Raw genomic sequence first — 13,250 nt, forward strand, 5'->3', positions numbered from 1 at the left:
GGCCGGCCGGGGGCGACAATCGCCCCATGACCTCCGATCTCGAACCCCTCCTGCGGTCCCTGCGCGTCTGGGACACCGAGCTTCCCGCCTTCGACCCCGCGGCCGCGCCCGCCGAACCGCTCCCGTTGTTCGTGGAGTGGTTCGCGGCGGCCGTGGCGGCCGGGCAGCCCGAGCCGCACACCCCCTCGCTCGCCACCAGCGACGCCGAGGGGCGGGCCGATGTCCGTACGGTGATGCTGCACGGCGCCGACGCGGTCGACGGCTGGACCTTCGCCTCGCACTCCGGCAGCGCCAAGGGCCGCCAGCTGGCCGTCCGGCCGTACGCGGCGCTCGGGTTCTACTGGCCGGTGCAGGGCCGGCAGGTCCGGGTGCGCGGCCCCGTCCGCACCGCGCCCGCCGACGTGGCCCAGGCCGACCTGCACGCCCGCTCGACCGGCGCGCTCGCCGCCGCCCTGACCGGCCGGCAGAGCGAAGTGCTGGACTCCGTCGAGGAGTTGGAGCGGGTGTCGCTGGCCGCGTGGGAGCGGGCGCAGCGGGAGCCGGACGCGCCGGTCCCGTCCTGGACGGCGTACGCCCTTCAGCCGGACGAGGTGGAGTTCTTCCAGGGGGACGCGCGGCGGCGCCATGTTCGGCTCCGGTACCGCCGTACGGGAGATGCCTGGACCAGGGAGCTGCTGTGGCCGTGACCATCGGGGCGCCGCTCACGCGCGGGGCCGGTGGGTCCGGTGGGCCCGGTGGGCATCTGGTCGCGTGTGGGTCCGGTAGGCGTCTGGCCACGCGCGGGCCCGGTGGGGGCTGGTCGCGCAGTTCCCCGCGCCCCTGAGGCATGCGCTGCGCGCAGTCTCCCCTTGAGGCTGCGCTCCGCGCGCCTCCCGATCGAAGGCCGACGTTCGCGCGCCTCCCGATCGGAGGCCGACGTTCGCGTGCCTCCCGACCGGGGGCCGACGTTCGCGTGCCTCTCCGAGGTGGCGCCGTGTGCCGTGCCTCTCCGAGGTGGCGCTGAGTCCGGGGAGCGCCTCACCGAGGTGGTGCCGCGTACGGGGGGCGCGCCTCTCTGATGAGATGCCGCACGAAGTGCGCATCTCAGGGGCGCGGGGAACTGCGCGACCAGCCCCCACCGGCCGTCAGCCGAACGACAACCCCTCAGGGGCGCGGGGAACTGCGCAAAAGGAACCGGCGACGACCGTCACGCCCCCTCGGCGAAGGCCCAGATCCCGAAATCCCGTACCGGACGGTAGCCGAGCCGCTGGTACAGGGCGTTGCTCGTGCCGTTGGCCAGATCGGTGAAGAGGACCACCTCGTCGGCCCCCTGCGCGACCGCGACCCGGCTCACCTCGGCGGTCACGGCCGGAACACCGGCACCGCCACCGCGCCGTCGCCGTCCCCGGCCGCGCGGAAACAGACCGCAAGCTCCATTCCCACCCGCAGCGCGTCCTGCCCGCACTCCACCACCTCGGTCATCATCCGCGGCCCCTCGGCGAGATCGACGACGGCGGCGACGTACGGGGTCCGGGCGCCGAAGGGCGGCAGGTCGTTGCGGTGCACGACGGACCAGGTGTAGAGGGTGGCCCGCCCCGACGCGGGCCGCCAGTGGACGTCCTCGCTCCAGCAGAACGGGCAGAACTCGCGCGGATAGTGGTGGCTGCGCCCGCACCCGGCGCACCGCCGCAGCAGCAGCGTGCCGTCGGCGGCGGCGTCCCAGTAGGGGCGGGTGAAGGCGTCGACGTCGGGCAGATCGAAGCGCGGCCCGGAGCCCGTCGCGGCCCCCATCAGAACAGCCCGATCGCGTGGTCGAGGGACCAGGTCTGCCAGGACATCGCGAAGAGCGCGACGACCGAGATCAGCCCCATCATCGCGTTCTGCCCCTGCTCGGCCCAGTCGTGGATCATGAGCGTGAAGTACAGGAGGTTCAGCAGCAGCCCGCCGACCAGCGCGACCGGCGTCAGGAACCCCAGCACCAGGCCGACGCCGAGGGCGAGTTCGGCGTAGACGACCACGTACGCCATGGTCCTGGGGCGCGGCTTCACGACGACGTCGAAGCCGCTGCGGACGGCGTTCCACCGGTGCTTGCCGGCGACGTCGGCGGCCCACGCGATCCCGGTGCCGCGCTCGAACCAGCCCTTCTTGTCCTTGTGCCGCCAGCTCTCCAGCCACCACAGGCCGAGCCCGATCCGCAGCACGGCGAGCCACTCGGCCCCACTGAGGCCCATCGCATCCATGAAGTCCGGCCCCTCCTCGCGTATCTGACGGTACGTCAGTTCACCGCATCGGACCCTCGCCCGCAAGGGCGCGAGCGGCCCGGAAACCCCGTGATCAATCCGCAACCGGTTTCCTCTTTGACCGGACCCCATCAAACGGAACGTATGTCTACGCTCCGCTCATGACCGACGCCCACCCCACGCCGGCCCGCAGCCACGAGCGCCCCCCGGTGTACGTCATCGGCGGCGGCCCGGGCGGCCTGGCCGCGGCCGCGAGCCTGAAGGCACACGGCGTGCGCGCCGTCGTGCTGGAGAAGTCGGACCGCGTCGGGGCCTCCTGGCGCGCCCACTACGACCGCCTCCACCTGCACACCACGCGCCGCCTGTCCGCGCTGCCCGGCCTGCCCATCCCGCGCCGCTTCGGCCGCTGGGTCTCCCGCGACGACGTCGTGCGGTACCTGGAGAAGTACGCCGAGTTCCACGACCTGGAGGTGGTGACCGGCGTCGAGGTGACGCGCGTCGAGCGCTCCGCCGACCACTCCGGCTGGCACCTGCGGGCCACCGGCGGCCGCGAGCTGACGTCGCACACCGTCGTCGTCGCCACCGGCTACAACCACACCCCGCGCCTGCCCGACTGGCCCGGCAGGGCGGAGTTCACCGGCCGGCTCCTGCACGCGGGCGAGTACCGCAGTCCGGCCCCCTACGCCGGGCAGGACGTCCTCGTCGTCGGCGTCGGCAACACCGGCGCCGAGATCGCCGTCGACCTGACCGAGGGCGGCGCCGCCCGGGTCCGGCTCGCCGTGCGCACCGCCCCGCACATCGTGCGCCGCTCCACGCTCGGCTGGCCCGCCCAGCTCACCGGCATCCTCTGCCGCCGGCTGCCGGTGTCCCTGGTGGACCGGCTGGCCGAACCGCTGGGGAAGCTGAGCGTCCCCGACCTCTCCGCCCACGGTCTGCCGCGGCCGGACACGGGCCTGTACTCGCGGGTGCGGGACGGGTCCATCCCGGTCCAGGACGTCGGGCTCATCGACGCCGTCCAGCGCGGGAAGGTCGAGCCGGTGGCCGCGGTCGAGTCGTTCGACGGCGACGCGGTGGTGCTCGCCGACGGCACCCGCCTCACCCCCGACACGGTGATCGCGGCGACCGGCTACCGCCAGGGGCTGGAGAACCTCGTCGGCCACCTCGGCGACGTGCTGGATCCGGTGACCGGGCGCCCCCGCACCCCCCACCCGCTGCCGGGCCTGTACTTCCAGGGCTACACGAACCCGATCTCCGGCATGTTCCGCGAGATGGCCCGCGACGCCGACCGCATCGGCAGGGCGGTGGCCAGGCGCCCCTGAGGTCCGTACGCCGACTGACGGCCGGCGGGGGCCGGTCGCGCAGCCTCCCCTGGGCGAGCGGAGCTCGCTTCAGGGGCGGGGGGAACTGCGCGACCAGCCACGACGAGACCCGCACACGAAGAACGTCCACCCGAGCGAGACGGAGTACAACGCCATGCCACGCGAAAGACACCCGCTCAGCAAGGACCTCACCCGCCGCCGCGCCCTCCTGGGCGGCGCCGCGGCCACCACCCTCCTGGCCACCGGCACGGGAACGGCCCGCGCCGCGGACACCGCCGCCACCGCCGACACCGCCGACACCTATGACGTCGACGTCGCCGTCGTCGGCGCCGGCCTCGCGGGCCTCACCGCCGCCCGCGACCTGACCGCCGCCGGAAAGAAGGTCCTGGTCCTGGAGGCGCGGGACCGGGTCGGCGGCCGGGTCGTCAATCTGAAGCTGCCGAACGGCGGCACCACGGAGGGCGGCGGCGAGTTCATCGGCCCCACCCAGGACCGGATCAGGGCCCTCGCCGCCGACCTCGGCGTCCAGACCTTCCCGACGTACAACACCGGCAAGAACGTCCTCTACAAGGACGGCAAGCGCACCCCGTACGCCACCGACGGCCTCCTCGGCTCCGTCCCGCCGATCGACGCGGCGGGCCTCGCCAACGCCGCCGCCGTGCAGGCGCTGCTCGACGACATGGCGAAGAAGGTCCCGGTCGAGGCGCCCTGGACCGCGCCGAAGGCCGAGGAGTGGGACCGCCAGACCTTCGAGACCTGGCTGCGCGCGAACGCCGTGATCCCCTCGGCCCGCTTCCTCATCGAGGTCGCCTGCACCTCGGTCTTCTCGGCGCAGCCGCGTGAACTCTCCCTGCTCTACGTCCTGTTCTACATCGCGAGCGCGGGCAACGAGTCGACGCCGGGCACCCTCGAACGCCTCACGGAGACGGCGGACGGCGCGCAGGCCACCCGTTTCGTCGGCGGCTCGCAGCAGGTCCCGCTGAAGCTCGCGGCACGTCTGGGCGAGACGGTCCGGCTCTCCTCCCCCGTGCGGAAGGTGACCCGGGGCGGAGGCGGCCGGTACACGCTCACCGCCGACGGCGTCACGGTCACCGCGAGCCGTGTCGTGGTCGCGGTGCCGCCGCCGCTCGCGGCCCGCATCGACTTCGACCCGCTCCTCCCGGCCGCCCGCGACCAGCTCGCCCAGCGGCTCCCGATGGGGTCGATCGGCAAGGCGATCGCGGTGTACGACACCCCGTTCTGGCGGGCGGACGGGCTCAACGGGCAGGTCGTCAGCGACACCGGCACCGTCCGCTCGTCCTTCGACAACTCGCCGCCCGACGGTTCCTACGGCGCGCTGATGGGGTTCATCGAGGCCGACCGGATGCGCGCGTTCGACGGGGCGTCCGAGGCCGACGTGAAGGCGGCGGTGCTGAAGGACTACGTGGCGTACTTCGGCGAGAAGGCCGCGAGCCCCACCGGCTTCGTCCTCCAGCGCTGGGACAACGAGGGCTTCTCGCGCGGCGGCCCGGTCGCCTACGCGCCGCCCGGCGTGCTCACCCAGTACGGCGCCGCGCTGCGCACGCCCGTGGGCGGGATCCACTGGGCGGGGACGGAGACGTCGGCGTACTGGTGCGGGTACATGGACGGGGCGGTGCGCTCCGGGGAGCGGGTGGCCAAGGAGGTGGCCGCGGCCCTGTAGGTATCCCGCGGTCCTGCGGGGATCCCGGAGTCCTGTAGGGATCCCGCGGCAAGCGGTCAGGATTCGAGAAGCGGTGGCGGCCGTGCCGGGCCTAGCGTCACAGGCATGGCAACCACCGCTTCCACCACAGCCCCCACGTCCCTCGCTTCCGTCACCCTCGAGGTGGCGGATCTCGAGGCCGCCACCGCCTTCTACCGCGCCTTCGGCGTGGACACGTACGTCCGCCTCCGGGCGTCCGAGGCGGCCGAGGCGTCCGCCGACGGCTTCCGCGGCTTCACCCTGGCGCTCACGGTCTCCGGTCCGGCCACCGTCGACGGCTTCGTCGGCGCCGCCGTGGACGCCGGAGCCACGGTCCTCAAGCCCGCCACGAAGTCCCTGTGGGGCTACGGCGGAGTGCTCCGGGCGCCCGACGGCACCATCTGGAAGGTCGCGACCTCCGCGAAGAAGGACACCGGCCCGGCCACCCGCGAGATCGACGACTTCGTCCTGCTGCTCGGCGTCGAGGACGTGAAGGCCACCAAGAAGTTCTACGTCGAGCGGGGCCTGAGCGTGGCCAAGAGCTTCGGCGGCAAGTACGCCGAGTTCGCCCCCGGCAGCGGCCCCGTCAAGCTGGCGCTCTACAAGCGCCGCGGCCTGGCCAAGGACCTCGGCGTCGAGGACGACGGCACGGGCGCGCACCACCTCGTCGTCAACGGCACGGGCGCCTCCTTCAGCGACCTGGACGGGTACGTCTGGGAGGGCGAGAAGTGAAGCTCCCGTGGTGACTCCCGCGCCCCCGCACTGAACTCCGCGCCCGCCGGGCAGAGATCGACACGAGCACCCGCCCCAGCCTTTGCCTGCAGCCCTGTTCCTGACGGAGCGTCAGTTCAGTAATCTGACAGTGCGTCAGTTAAGGCCCGGAGTCTCAGGGCCTCAGCCGCTGCTGTCGTTGCTGTCACACAGGAGGAGCGGGCGGAGCGATGCTTGGATCGACGTACGGCACCCTGACCACCGACTCCCGCCGGGCCCGCGTGATCGCCTGCGGAGAGCAGCCCGGCCCTGCCGTGCACGGCAGGGCCGGTTCCGAGGACGTGGATGTCAGCGGCCGCCCGCTGCACGCCGACGTGGTGGACCTGGACCGGTTCTTCCGGCCCGAGTCCGTCGCCGTCGTCGGCGCCTCGGACACCGAGGGGCGGCCCAACACCGGGATCACCCGGCAGCTCATGGCCTGGGCCGAGCGGGTCGGGGCCCGCCTGTACCCGGTGCATCCGACCCGCGCGGCCGTCTTCGGGCTGCCCTGCTCGGCGTCGGTCGCGGACCTGCCGGAGCAGGTGGACCTGGCGGTGCTGCTGATCGCCGATCCGCTGCCCGTCATCGAGCAACTCGCGGATACGAAGGTGAAGTTCGCCGTCGCCTTCGCCTCCGGGTTCGCCGAGACCGGCGAGGAGGGCGCGGCGGCGCAGGCCCGTCTCGCGGCGGCCGTCGAGCGCTCGGGGCTGCGCCTGCTCGGCCCCAACACCAACCTCAACGCCTTCGAGGAGTTCCGCGACGACCTCGAAGGACCGGCGATCGCCCTGATCACCCAGTCCGGCCACCAGGGCCGGCCCGTCTTCACCCTCCAGGAGCTGGGCATCCGGCTCTCGCACTGGGCGCCCACGGGCAACGAGGCCGACCTGGAGACCGCCGACTTCATCTCGTACTTCGCCCAGCGGCCCGAGGTCGGCGCCATCGCCTGTTACGTGGAAGGGCTCAAGGACGGCCGCTCCTTCCTGCTCGCCGCGGACCGGGCGGCCCGCGAGGGCGTGCCGGTCGTCGCCGTGAAGGTGGGCCGCACCGAGACCGGCGCCCGCACCGCCGCCTCCCACACCGGGAAGCTGACCGGGGCGGACACGGTCGTCGACGCGGCCATGCGGCAGTTCGGCGTGATCCGCGTCGACGGTCTCGACGAACTCCAGGACACCGCCGCCCTGTTGGCCCGCGGCAAGCCGCCGACGGCCGACGGCGTGGTCGTCTACTCCATCTCCGGTGGCACCGGCGCCCACTTCTCCGACCTCGCCACGGCGGCCGGGCTCACCCTCCCCGCCCTCTCCACCGCCAAGCAGGCGGAGCTGCACCAGTGGATACCGGAGTACCTGAACGTCGCCAACCCCGTCGACAACGGCGGGCACCCGGTCGGCGACTGGCGCGGCCCGAAGATCATCGACGCGATCCTCGACGATCCGTCGGTGGGGGTGCTGATCTGTCCGATCACGGGCCCGTTCCCGCCGATGAGCGACAAGCTGGCACGGGACCTGGCCGACGCGGCCGAGCGCACGGACAAGCTGATCTGCGTGGTGTGGGGCTCGCCGGTGGGCACCGAGGCCGCGTACCGCCAGACGCTGCTCGGCTCCTCGCGGGTCGCGACCTTCCGTACGTTCGGCAACTGCATCGGGGCCGTCCGCGCCTATCTCGACCACCACCGCTTCACGGCCGCCTACCGCTCCCCGTTCGAGGACGCCCCGCGCGGTCCTTCGCCGTCCTTCCGCAAGGCGCAGAACCTGATGCGCCCCGGGCACCAGCTCAGCGAGCACGCGGCGAAGCAGCTGCTGCGCGCGTACGGGATCCGCGTCCCGCGCGAGCAGCTGGTCACCAGCGCCGCGGCGGCCGTCCGCGCCGCCTCGCTCGTCGGCTACCCCGTCGTCATGAAGGCGTCGGCGCCGCAGCTCGCCCACAAGTCCGAACTGGGCCTGGTCAAGGTCGGCCTGACCTCGGCCAGCCAGGTGCGGGACGCCTATCGCGAGCTCACCGACATCGCCCGGTACGAGAACATCGACCTGGACGGGGTCCTCGTCTGCCAGATGGTCGAGCGCGGCGTGGAGATGGTCGTCGGCGTCACCCACGACGACCTGTTCGGGCCGACCGTGACGGTGGGGCTCGGCGGGGTCCTGGTCGAGGTCCTGCGGGACACCGCGGTACGGGTGCCGCCGTTCGGCGAGGACCAGGCCCGGGCGCTGCTCGACGAGTTGCGGGGGCGGGCGCTGCTGGACGGGGTCCGGGGGGCGCCTCCGGCGGACATCGACGCCTTGGTGGAGGTCGTCCTGCGGGTGCAGCGCATGGCCCTCGAACTCGGCTCCGAGCTGGCCGAGCTGGACATCAATCCGCTGATGGTGCTGCCGCGGGGGCAGGGGGCCGTGGCACTGGACGCGCTGGCCGTGTGCCGGTGACGAGCCCCTTGCCGGGACAGTTCCCGCGCCCCTGAGGCATGCGCTGCGCGCAGCCTCCCCTGAAGGCCGCAGGCCTGTCAGGGGCGCGGGGAACTGCGCGACCAGCCACGACGGTGGCGCACCCGACCAACGAGCCCCCCATCCGACCCGAACCGAAACGGACCCGGTATGGCAGACGCACCCCTGGACCGACAGGTACTGCACCGCATCGAGAACGGCGTCTCCTGGATCACCCTCAACCGGCCGGAGGCCATGAACGCCGTCACCTGGGACCAGCGCGAACGCATCATCACCCTGCTCGGCGAAGCCACCACCACCCCCACCCTCCGCGCAGTGGTCGTCACCGCCACCGGAAAGGGCTTCTGCGCGGGCGCCGACCTACGAGGCGCCCCCACCACCACGGACCGGATCCCCGGCGACGTGGCCCGCACCATCCGCCAGGGCGCCCAGCGCCTCATCACCGCGATCCTCGACTGCGAGAAACCGGTGATCGCCGCCGTCAACGGCACCGCCGCCGGCATCGGCGCCCACCTGGCCCTGGCCTGCGACCTGGTCCTGGCCGCGGAGTCGGCCCGTTTCATCGAGGTGTTCGCCCGCCGCGGCCTGGTCCCGGACGGCGGCGGAGCCTATCTGCTGCCCCGCCTGATCGGCCCCCAGCGCGCCAAGGAGCTGATGTTCTTCGGCGACGCGGTCCCGGCCGCCGACGCCCAGGCCCTCGGCCTGGTCAACCGGGTCGTCCCGGACGGCGACCTGGCGAAGACGGCCCGCGAGTGGGCCGAGCGGCTGGCCACCGGCCCGACCCGGGCCCACGCCCTCACCAAGCAGCTGGTGAACGCCTCCCTGGACAGCGACCGCGCGACCGCCTTCGCGGCGGAGGCGACGGCCCAGGAGATCAACATGACGACGCGGGACGCGCAGGAGGGCGTGGCGAGTTTCGTGGAGCGGCGCTCACCCACGTACGAGGGCAGGTAGCACCCGGCCGCGCGGACCCCGGATCACCAGGCCAGCGGATACCGCACCGCGTGACCACCGATCCGCCCCGGCAGCATCCCGATGGCCACGAGCAGCACCGCGGCGAGCGCGAGGAGCGGCAGGAACGGCCACGGTGACGGCCCCTGCAGGACCACGATCACGGCGGTCGCGGCGGCCGGCGAGTGCGACAGGTGGGTCAGCATCATCGCGCCCAGCGACAGCCCGGCCGCGACGGCGGCGCCCCAGGTGGTGCTGCCGGTCACGGCGTGGGTGGCGAAGCCGACGCAGGCGGCGAGGAGCTGGCCGCCGACCAGGTTGCGCGGCTGGGAGATCGGCAGCCCCGGCGCACCGTGCACCAGGGCGGCGCTGGCCGCGAGCGGGGGTATCAGCAGCGGCTGGTGGAGCAGGACCCCGACCCCGGCCAGGAGCAGCAGGGCGCCGATCGCGAAGGTGGTGGCGCGCAGGGCGTGCAGGGGGTGCGGGCGGGGCGGCGGGGTGGTCACTCGGGTACTCCGGGCAGATCGGCGGGTCCCGCCGAGCATAAACAGATTGTTGATTGAAACCGGAATCTCTTGCCTCTCCGGCACACCCCTTCCTATCTGATGGGCCGTCAGTTTCAATGGGGCCATGATGGGACACGCAGGAATGGCGGCCACTGTCGTCCGGTACCTCAGGTCCGTCGGCTCCCCCACCTCGTCCGGGCCCGTGGAGGCGCTGCCCCGCCCGGACCTGCGCGCCGTCGGCGACGACGAGCGGGCGCCGGTCGACGCGGCCGAGTTCCGCCGGGTGCTCGGCACCTTCGCGAGCGGGGTGACCGTGATCACGGCGCCGGGCCCCGACGGTCCCGCCGGTTTCGCCTGTCAGTCCTTCGCCTCGCTCTCCCTGGATCCGCCGCTGGTGGCGTTCATGGTGGCCCGTACGTCGACGACCTGGCCCCGGATCGCCCGCGCCGGCGCCTTCTGCGTGAACGTCCTCGCCGCCGCCCAGAGCGAACTGTGCCGGGGGTTCGCGGTGAGCGGGGCCGACAAGTTCGCGGGGGTGGAGTACGACGCGGCGCCGGTGTCCGGGGCGCCCCGGATCGACGGCGCCGCGGCCTGGATCGACTGCACGATCCACGCCGTGCACACCGGGGGCGACCATCTGATCGTGGTCGGCCGCATCACGTCCCTGGGCACCCCGGCCACCCCCGAGTCCCCTCTCCTCTTCCACCGGGGCCACTTCGCCACACTGGAAGACTGACGCACGCCCCTGGGCGAGCGGAGCTCGTCCCAGGGGCGCGGGGAACTGCGCGAGAAGCGGCCACCGGCCGTCAGCCGACCGCCAGACCCGGAGCCCGGGAATCAGCCCCGGCCCCCCTCCGGATCACCAGAGCCATCAGCGCGGCCGCCGCGCACAGCCCGCCCGACGCGTACCACACCACGTCGTACTCCCCGAAGACGTCCCGGGCCACCCCGCCCAGGAACGCCACCACGGCGGCCCCCACCTGGTGCGAAGCCAGCACCCACCCGAACACGATCGCGCTGTCCTCCCCGTAGTGCTCCCGGCACAGCGCGATGGTGGGCGGAACCGTCGCGACCCAGTCGAGCCCGTAGAAGACGATGAAGAACAGCATCGGCGGATGGACGGACGGCGCGAGCAGCATCGGCAGGAAGACCAGGGAGACGCCGCGCAGGGCGTAGTACACGGCGAGAAGACGCCGCGCCTCGAACCGGTCCGTGAACCAGCCGGAGGCGATCGTCCCGACCACGTCGAAGACCCCGATGACGGCGAGCAGCGACGCCGCCGCGGTCACCGGCATCCCGTGATCGTGCGCGGCGGGCACGAAGTGCGTCTTGACCAGCCCGTTCGTGGAGGCGCCACAGATCGCGAAGGTGCCGGCGAGCAGCCAGAACGGACCGGTCCGCGCCGCCTTGAGGAGGACGCCCACGGCCCGCCGCGCGGCCCCCGTCACCGGCGCGGGCTTCGGCACGAACACCTCGGAGCCGTACGGACGTACGCCCACATCGGCCGGGTGGTCGCGCAGCAGCAGCCACACGAACGGCACCACGGCGAGCGCCGCGAGCGCGACGGTGACGGCGGCGGGCCGCCAGTCGTGCTTCTCCACGATCCAGGACAGCAGCGGCAGGAAGACCAGCTGCCCGGAGGCGCCGGCCGCGGTGAGGATCCCGGTGACGAGTCCGCGCCGGGCGACGAACCACCGGTTGGTGACGGTGGCGGCGAAGGCCAGCGCCATCGAACCGCTGCCCAGGCCGACCAGCACGCCCCAGAACAGGACGAGCTGCCAGGCCGCCGTCATCCACACGGTCAGCAGCGAGCCGAGCGCGATGACGCTCAGCGCGATCGCGACGACCTTGCGTATGCCGAAGCGGTCCATGAGCGCGGCGGCGAACGGCGCCGTGAGCCCGTACAGCGCGAGGTTCACGGACACGGCGAAGCCGATCGTGCCGCGCGACCAGCCGAAGCCGCCCTGGGTGACCGGTGCGTGCAGCGGCTCGATGAGCAGGCCCGGCAGCGAGGCGAAGGCGGCGGCACCGATGATCGTCACGAAGGTGACCGCGGCGGCGGCCCAGGCCCAGCGGGAGCCCGGCCGTCCGGCGGTGGTCCCGGCGGGGGCGTCGAGGGGTTCGGATGTCTGCGTCGTGGTCACGACAGAAAGCTTCGGGCACCCGTACCGGCCGGACCAGTGGCCCGAATGACAGCATTCGCTAGAATCGGGCCATGACCGCCTCACCGGCCCCCCGGCACCGAGTCGTCGTGCTCGCCCTCGACGGCGTGATCCCCTTCGAACTCGGCATCCCGCAGCGGATCTTCGGCCGTGCCCGCGGCTCCTCGGGCGAGGCGCTGTACGAGGTGCAGACCTGCGGAGTCCGCGCGGCCGGGCAGGTCAGGACGGACGCGGACTTCTCGATCCTGGTCGAGCGCGGCCCCGAGGCGCTGGCGACGGCGGACACGGTGCTGGTCCCGGCCTCCTACGAGCTGGGCCCGGTGTACGAGGAGGGGCGCCTGACCCCCGATCTCGCGGCGGCGCTGGCCCGGATCCGGCCCGGGACCCGGCTGGTCTCCATCTGCACCGGCAGCTGGGTGCTGGCCGCCGCGGGGCTGCTCGACGGGCGGCCCGCGACCACGCACTGGGCGGACGCCGACGCGTTCCAGCGGATGTTCCCCGCGGTGCGGGTCGACCCCGACGTGCTGTTCATCGACGACGGCGACATCCTGACCTCGGCGGGGGTCGCCGCCGGGATCGATCTCTGCCTGCACCTCGTGCGCCGCGACCACGGCGCGGCCGTCGCCAACGACGTGGCCCGGCGCACCGTCGTCCCGCCGCACCGTGACGGCGGGCAGGCCCAGTACATCGAACGTCCGGTGCCCGAGCCCCAGTTGGCGACCACCGTGGCGGCGCGCGCGTGGGCCCTGGCCCATCTCCACGAGCCGATCCAGTTGCGCGACATGGCCGAACAGGAGGCCATGTCGGTCCGCACCTTCACCCGGCGCTTCCGGGAGGAGGCCGGGGTCAGCCCCGGTCAGTGGCTCACCCGGCAACGCGTCGAGCGGGCCCGCCAGTTGCTGGAGTCCTCGTCGCTCTCCGTCGACCAGGTCGCCGCCGAATCGGGCTTCGGCACGGCCCAGTCCATGCGGCAGCACCTCCAGGCGGCTCTCGGGGTCACGCCCACGGCATACCGCCGCACCTTCCGCGCCACGGGCTGATCCGCCCCGGGTCGTCGTTCGTCCGCGGCCCGGCGGCCGCTTCTCGCGCAGTTCCCCGCGCCCCTGAAGGCCGCAGGCCTGTCAGGGGCGCGGGGGACAGCGCGGCCAGCCCCCACCGACCCCCCCGGACAAGGTCGGCGTCACCCCAACCCCTGCCACCGGGCCACCCACC

The 13,250-nt window shown here is 73.4% G+C and carries 13 protein-coding genes; 8 read left to right on the top strand and 5 right to left on the bottom strand.

The features are described from left to right. Positions 1-26: 26 nt before the first annotated feature. Positions 27-686 (top strand): pyridoxine/pyridoxamine 5'-phosphate oxidase, encoded by a 660-nt coding sequence (locus ABT127_RS25470; protein WP_351454312.1) that lies wholly within the window; start codon positions 27-29, stop codon positions 684-686. Positions 687-1,186: 500 nt separating this feature from the next. Here ABT127_RS25470 and ABT127_RS25475 read toward each other — a convergent pair whose 3' ends face one another. The 3 genes from ABT127_RS25475 to ABT127_RS25485 are packed head-to-tail and all read right to left on the bottom strand — an operon-like array spanning position 1,187 to position 2,219. After that, positions 1,187-1,345 (bottom strand): GNAT family N-acetyltransferase, encoded by a 159-nt coding sequence (locus ABT127_RS25475; protein WP_502971777.1) that lies wholly within the window; start codon positions 1,343-1,345, stop codon positions 1,187-1,189. Next, entirely contained in the window at positions 1,342-1,770 is a 429-nt protein-coding gene (locus ABT127_RS25480; protein WP_351454315.1) for a Zn-ribbon domain-containing OB-fold protein, read from the bottom strand. The genes ABT127_RS25475 and ABT127_RS25480 overlap by 4 nt, the downstream gene beginning before the upstream one ends. Next, a complete protein-coding gene (locus ABT127_RS25485; protein WP_351454318.1) occupies positions 1,770-2,219 on the bottom strand; it encodes a DoxX family protein in 450 nt (149 codons plus the stop codon). Before ABT127_RS25485 ends, ABT127_RS25480 begins: the two co-directional genes overlap by 1 nt. A gap of 161 nt (positions 2,220-2,380) precedes the next feature. On the opposite strand from ABT127_RS25485, the gene ABT127_RS25490 reads away from it, so the two are divergent. From ABT127_RS25490 to ABT127_RS25510, 5 genes are all read left to right on the top strand, one after another. Then, positions 2,381-3,538, top strand: coding sequence for a flavin-containing monooxygenase (locus ABT127_RS25490; RefSeq protein ID WP_351454321.1), 1,158 nt, complete (start codon positions 2,381-2,383; stop codon positions 3,536-3,538). Between the two features lie 154 nt (positions 3,539-3,692). After that, positions 3,693-5,219: a flavin monoamine oxidase family protein gene (locus tag ABT127_RS25495; protein WP_351454324.1), complete on the top strand. Its 1,527-nt coding sequence runs from the start codon at positions 3,693-3,695 to the stop codon at positions 5,217-5,219. A gap of 105 nt (positions 5,220-5,324) precedes the next feature. Continuing rightward, on the top strand, positions 5,325-5,969 hold the full coding sequence (locus ABT127_RS25500; protein WP_351454327.1) for a glyoxalase: 645 nt from the start codon (positions 5,325-5,327) through the stop codon (positions 5,967-5,969). A gap of 209 nt (positions 5,970-6,178) precedes the next feature. After that, the gene (locus ABT127_RS25505; protein WP_351454329.1) at positions 6,179-8,401 is read left to right on the top strand and encodes an acetate--CoA ligase family protein; all 2,223 of its coding nucleotides are present in this window, start codon (positions 6,179-6,181) and stop codon (positions 8,399-8,401) included. 168 nt (positions 8,402-8,569) lie between these two features. Then, complete coding sequence (locus tag ABT127_RS25510; protein WP_351454332.1) at positions 8,570-9,373, top strand: enoyl-CoA hydratase/isomerase family protein; 804 nt, start codon at positions 8,570-8,572, stop codon at positions 9,371-9,373. 23 nt (positions 9,374-9,396) lie between these two features. On the opposite strand, the gene ABT127_RS25515 is transcribed toward ABT127_RS25510, so the two are convergent. Then, a complete protein-coding gene (locus ABT127_RS25515; protein WP_351454335.1) occupies positions 9,397-9,876 on the bottom strand; it encodes an HPP family protein in 480 nt (159 codons plus the stop codon). Between the two features lie 127 nt (positions 9,877-10,003). Between ABT127_RS25515 and ABT127_RS25520 the strand changes: the two genes are divergently transcribed. Beyond that, positions 10,004-10,612, top strand: a complete 609-nt coding sequence (locus tag ABT127_RS25520) for a flavin reductase family protein (protein WP_351454368.1) — start codon at positions 10,004-10,006, stop codon at positions 10,610-10,612. A 70-nt stretch (positions 10,613-10,682) separates the two neighbouring features. Here ABT127_RS25520 and ABT127_RS25525 read toward each other — a convergent pair whose 3' ends face one another. Next, the gene (locus tag ABT127_RS25525) at positions 10,683-12,020 is read right to left on the bottom strand and encodes an MFS transporter (RefSeq protein ID WP_351454338.1); all 1,338 of its coding nucleotides are present in this window, start codon (positions 12,018-12,020) and stop codon (positions 10,683-10,685) included. Positions 12,021-12,091: 71 nt separating this feature from the next. Between ABT127_RS25525 and ABT127_RS25530 the strand changes: the two genes are divergently transcribed. Continuing rightward, the gene (locus tag ABT127_RS25530) at positions 12,092-13,078 is read left to right on the top strand and encodes a GlxA family transcriptional regulator (RefSeq protein WP_351454340.1); all 987 of its coding nucleotides are present in this window, start codon (positions 12,092-12,094) and stop codon (positions 13,076-13,078) included. The last annotated feature ends 172 nt before the right edge of the window (positions 13,079-13,250 follow it).

It is taken from the genome of Streptomyces sp. NPDC001904, assembly GCF_040297005.1.
Lineage (GTDB): Bacteria > Actinomycetota > Actinomycetes > Streptomycetales > Streptomycetaceae > Streptomyces.

Bases quoted from the DNA above. Each gene is read 5' to 3' on its own strand.
- ABT127_RS25495 (WP_351454324.1), top strand. From the start codon at position 3,693: ATGCCACGCGAAAGACACCCGCTCAGCAAGGACCTCACCCGCCGCCGC.
- ABT127_RS25490 (WP_351454321.1), top strand. From the start codon at position 2,381: ATGACCGACGCCCACCCCACGCCGGCCCGCAGCCACGAGCGCCCCCCG.
- ABT127_RS25500 (WP_351454327.1), top strand. From the start codon at position 5,325: ATGGCAACCACCGCTTCCACCACAGCCCCCACGTCCCTCGCTTCCGTC.
- ABT127_RS25485 (WP_351454318.1), bottom strand. From the start codon at position 2,219: ATGGATGCGATGGGCCTCAGTGGGGCCGAGTGGCTCGCCGTGCTGCGG.
- ABT127_RS25510 (WP_351454332.1), top strand. From the start codon at position 8,570: ATGGCAGACGCACCCCTGGACCGACAGGTACTGCACCGCATCGAGAAC.
- ABT127_RS25470 (WP_351454312.1), top strand. From the start codon at position 27: ATGACCTCCGATCTCGAACCCCTCCTGCGGTCCCTGCGCGTCTGGGAC.
- ABT127_RS25530 (WP_351454340.1), top strand. From the start codon at position 12,092: ATGACCGCCTCACCGGCCCCCCGGCACCGAGTCGTCGTGCTCGCCCTC.
- ABT127_RS25505 (WP_351454329.1), top strand. From the start codon at position 6,179: ATGCTTGGATCGACGTACGGCACCCTGACCACCGACTCCCGCCGGGCC.
- ABT127_RS25520 (WP_351454368.1), top strand. From the start codon at position 10,004: ATGGGACACGCAGGAATGGCGGCCACTGTCGTCCGGTACCTCAGGTCC.
- ABT127_RS25480 (WP_351454315.1), bottom strand. From the start codon at position 1,770: ATGGGGGCCGCGACGGGCTCCGGGCCGCGCTTCGATCTGCCCGACGTC.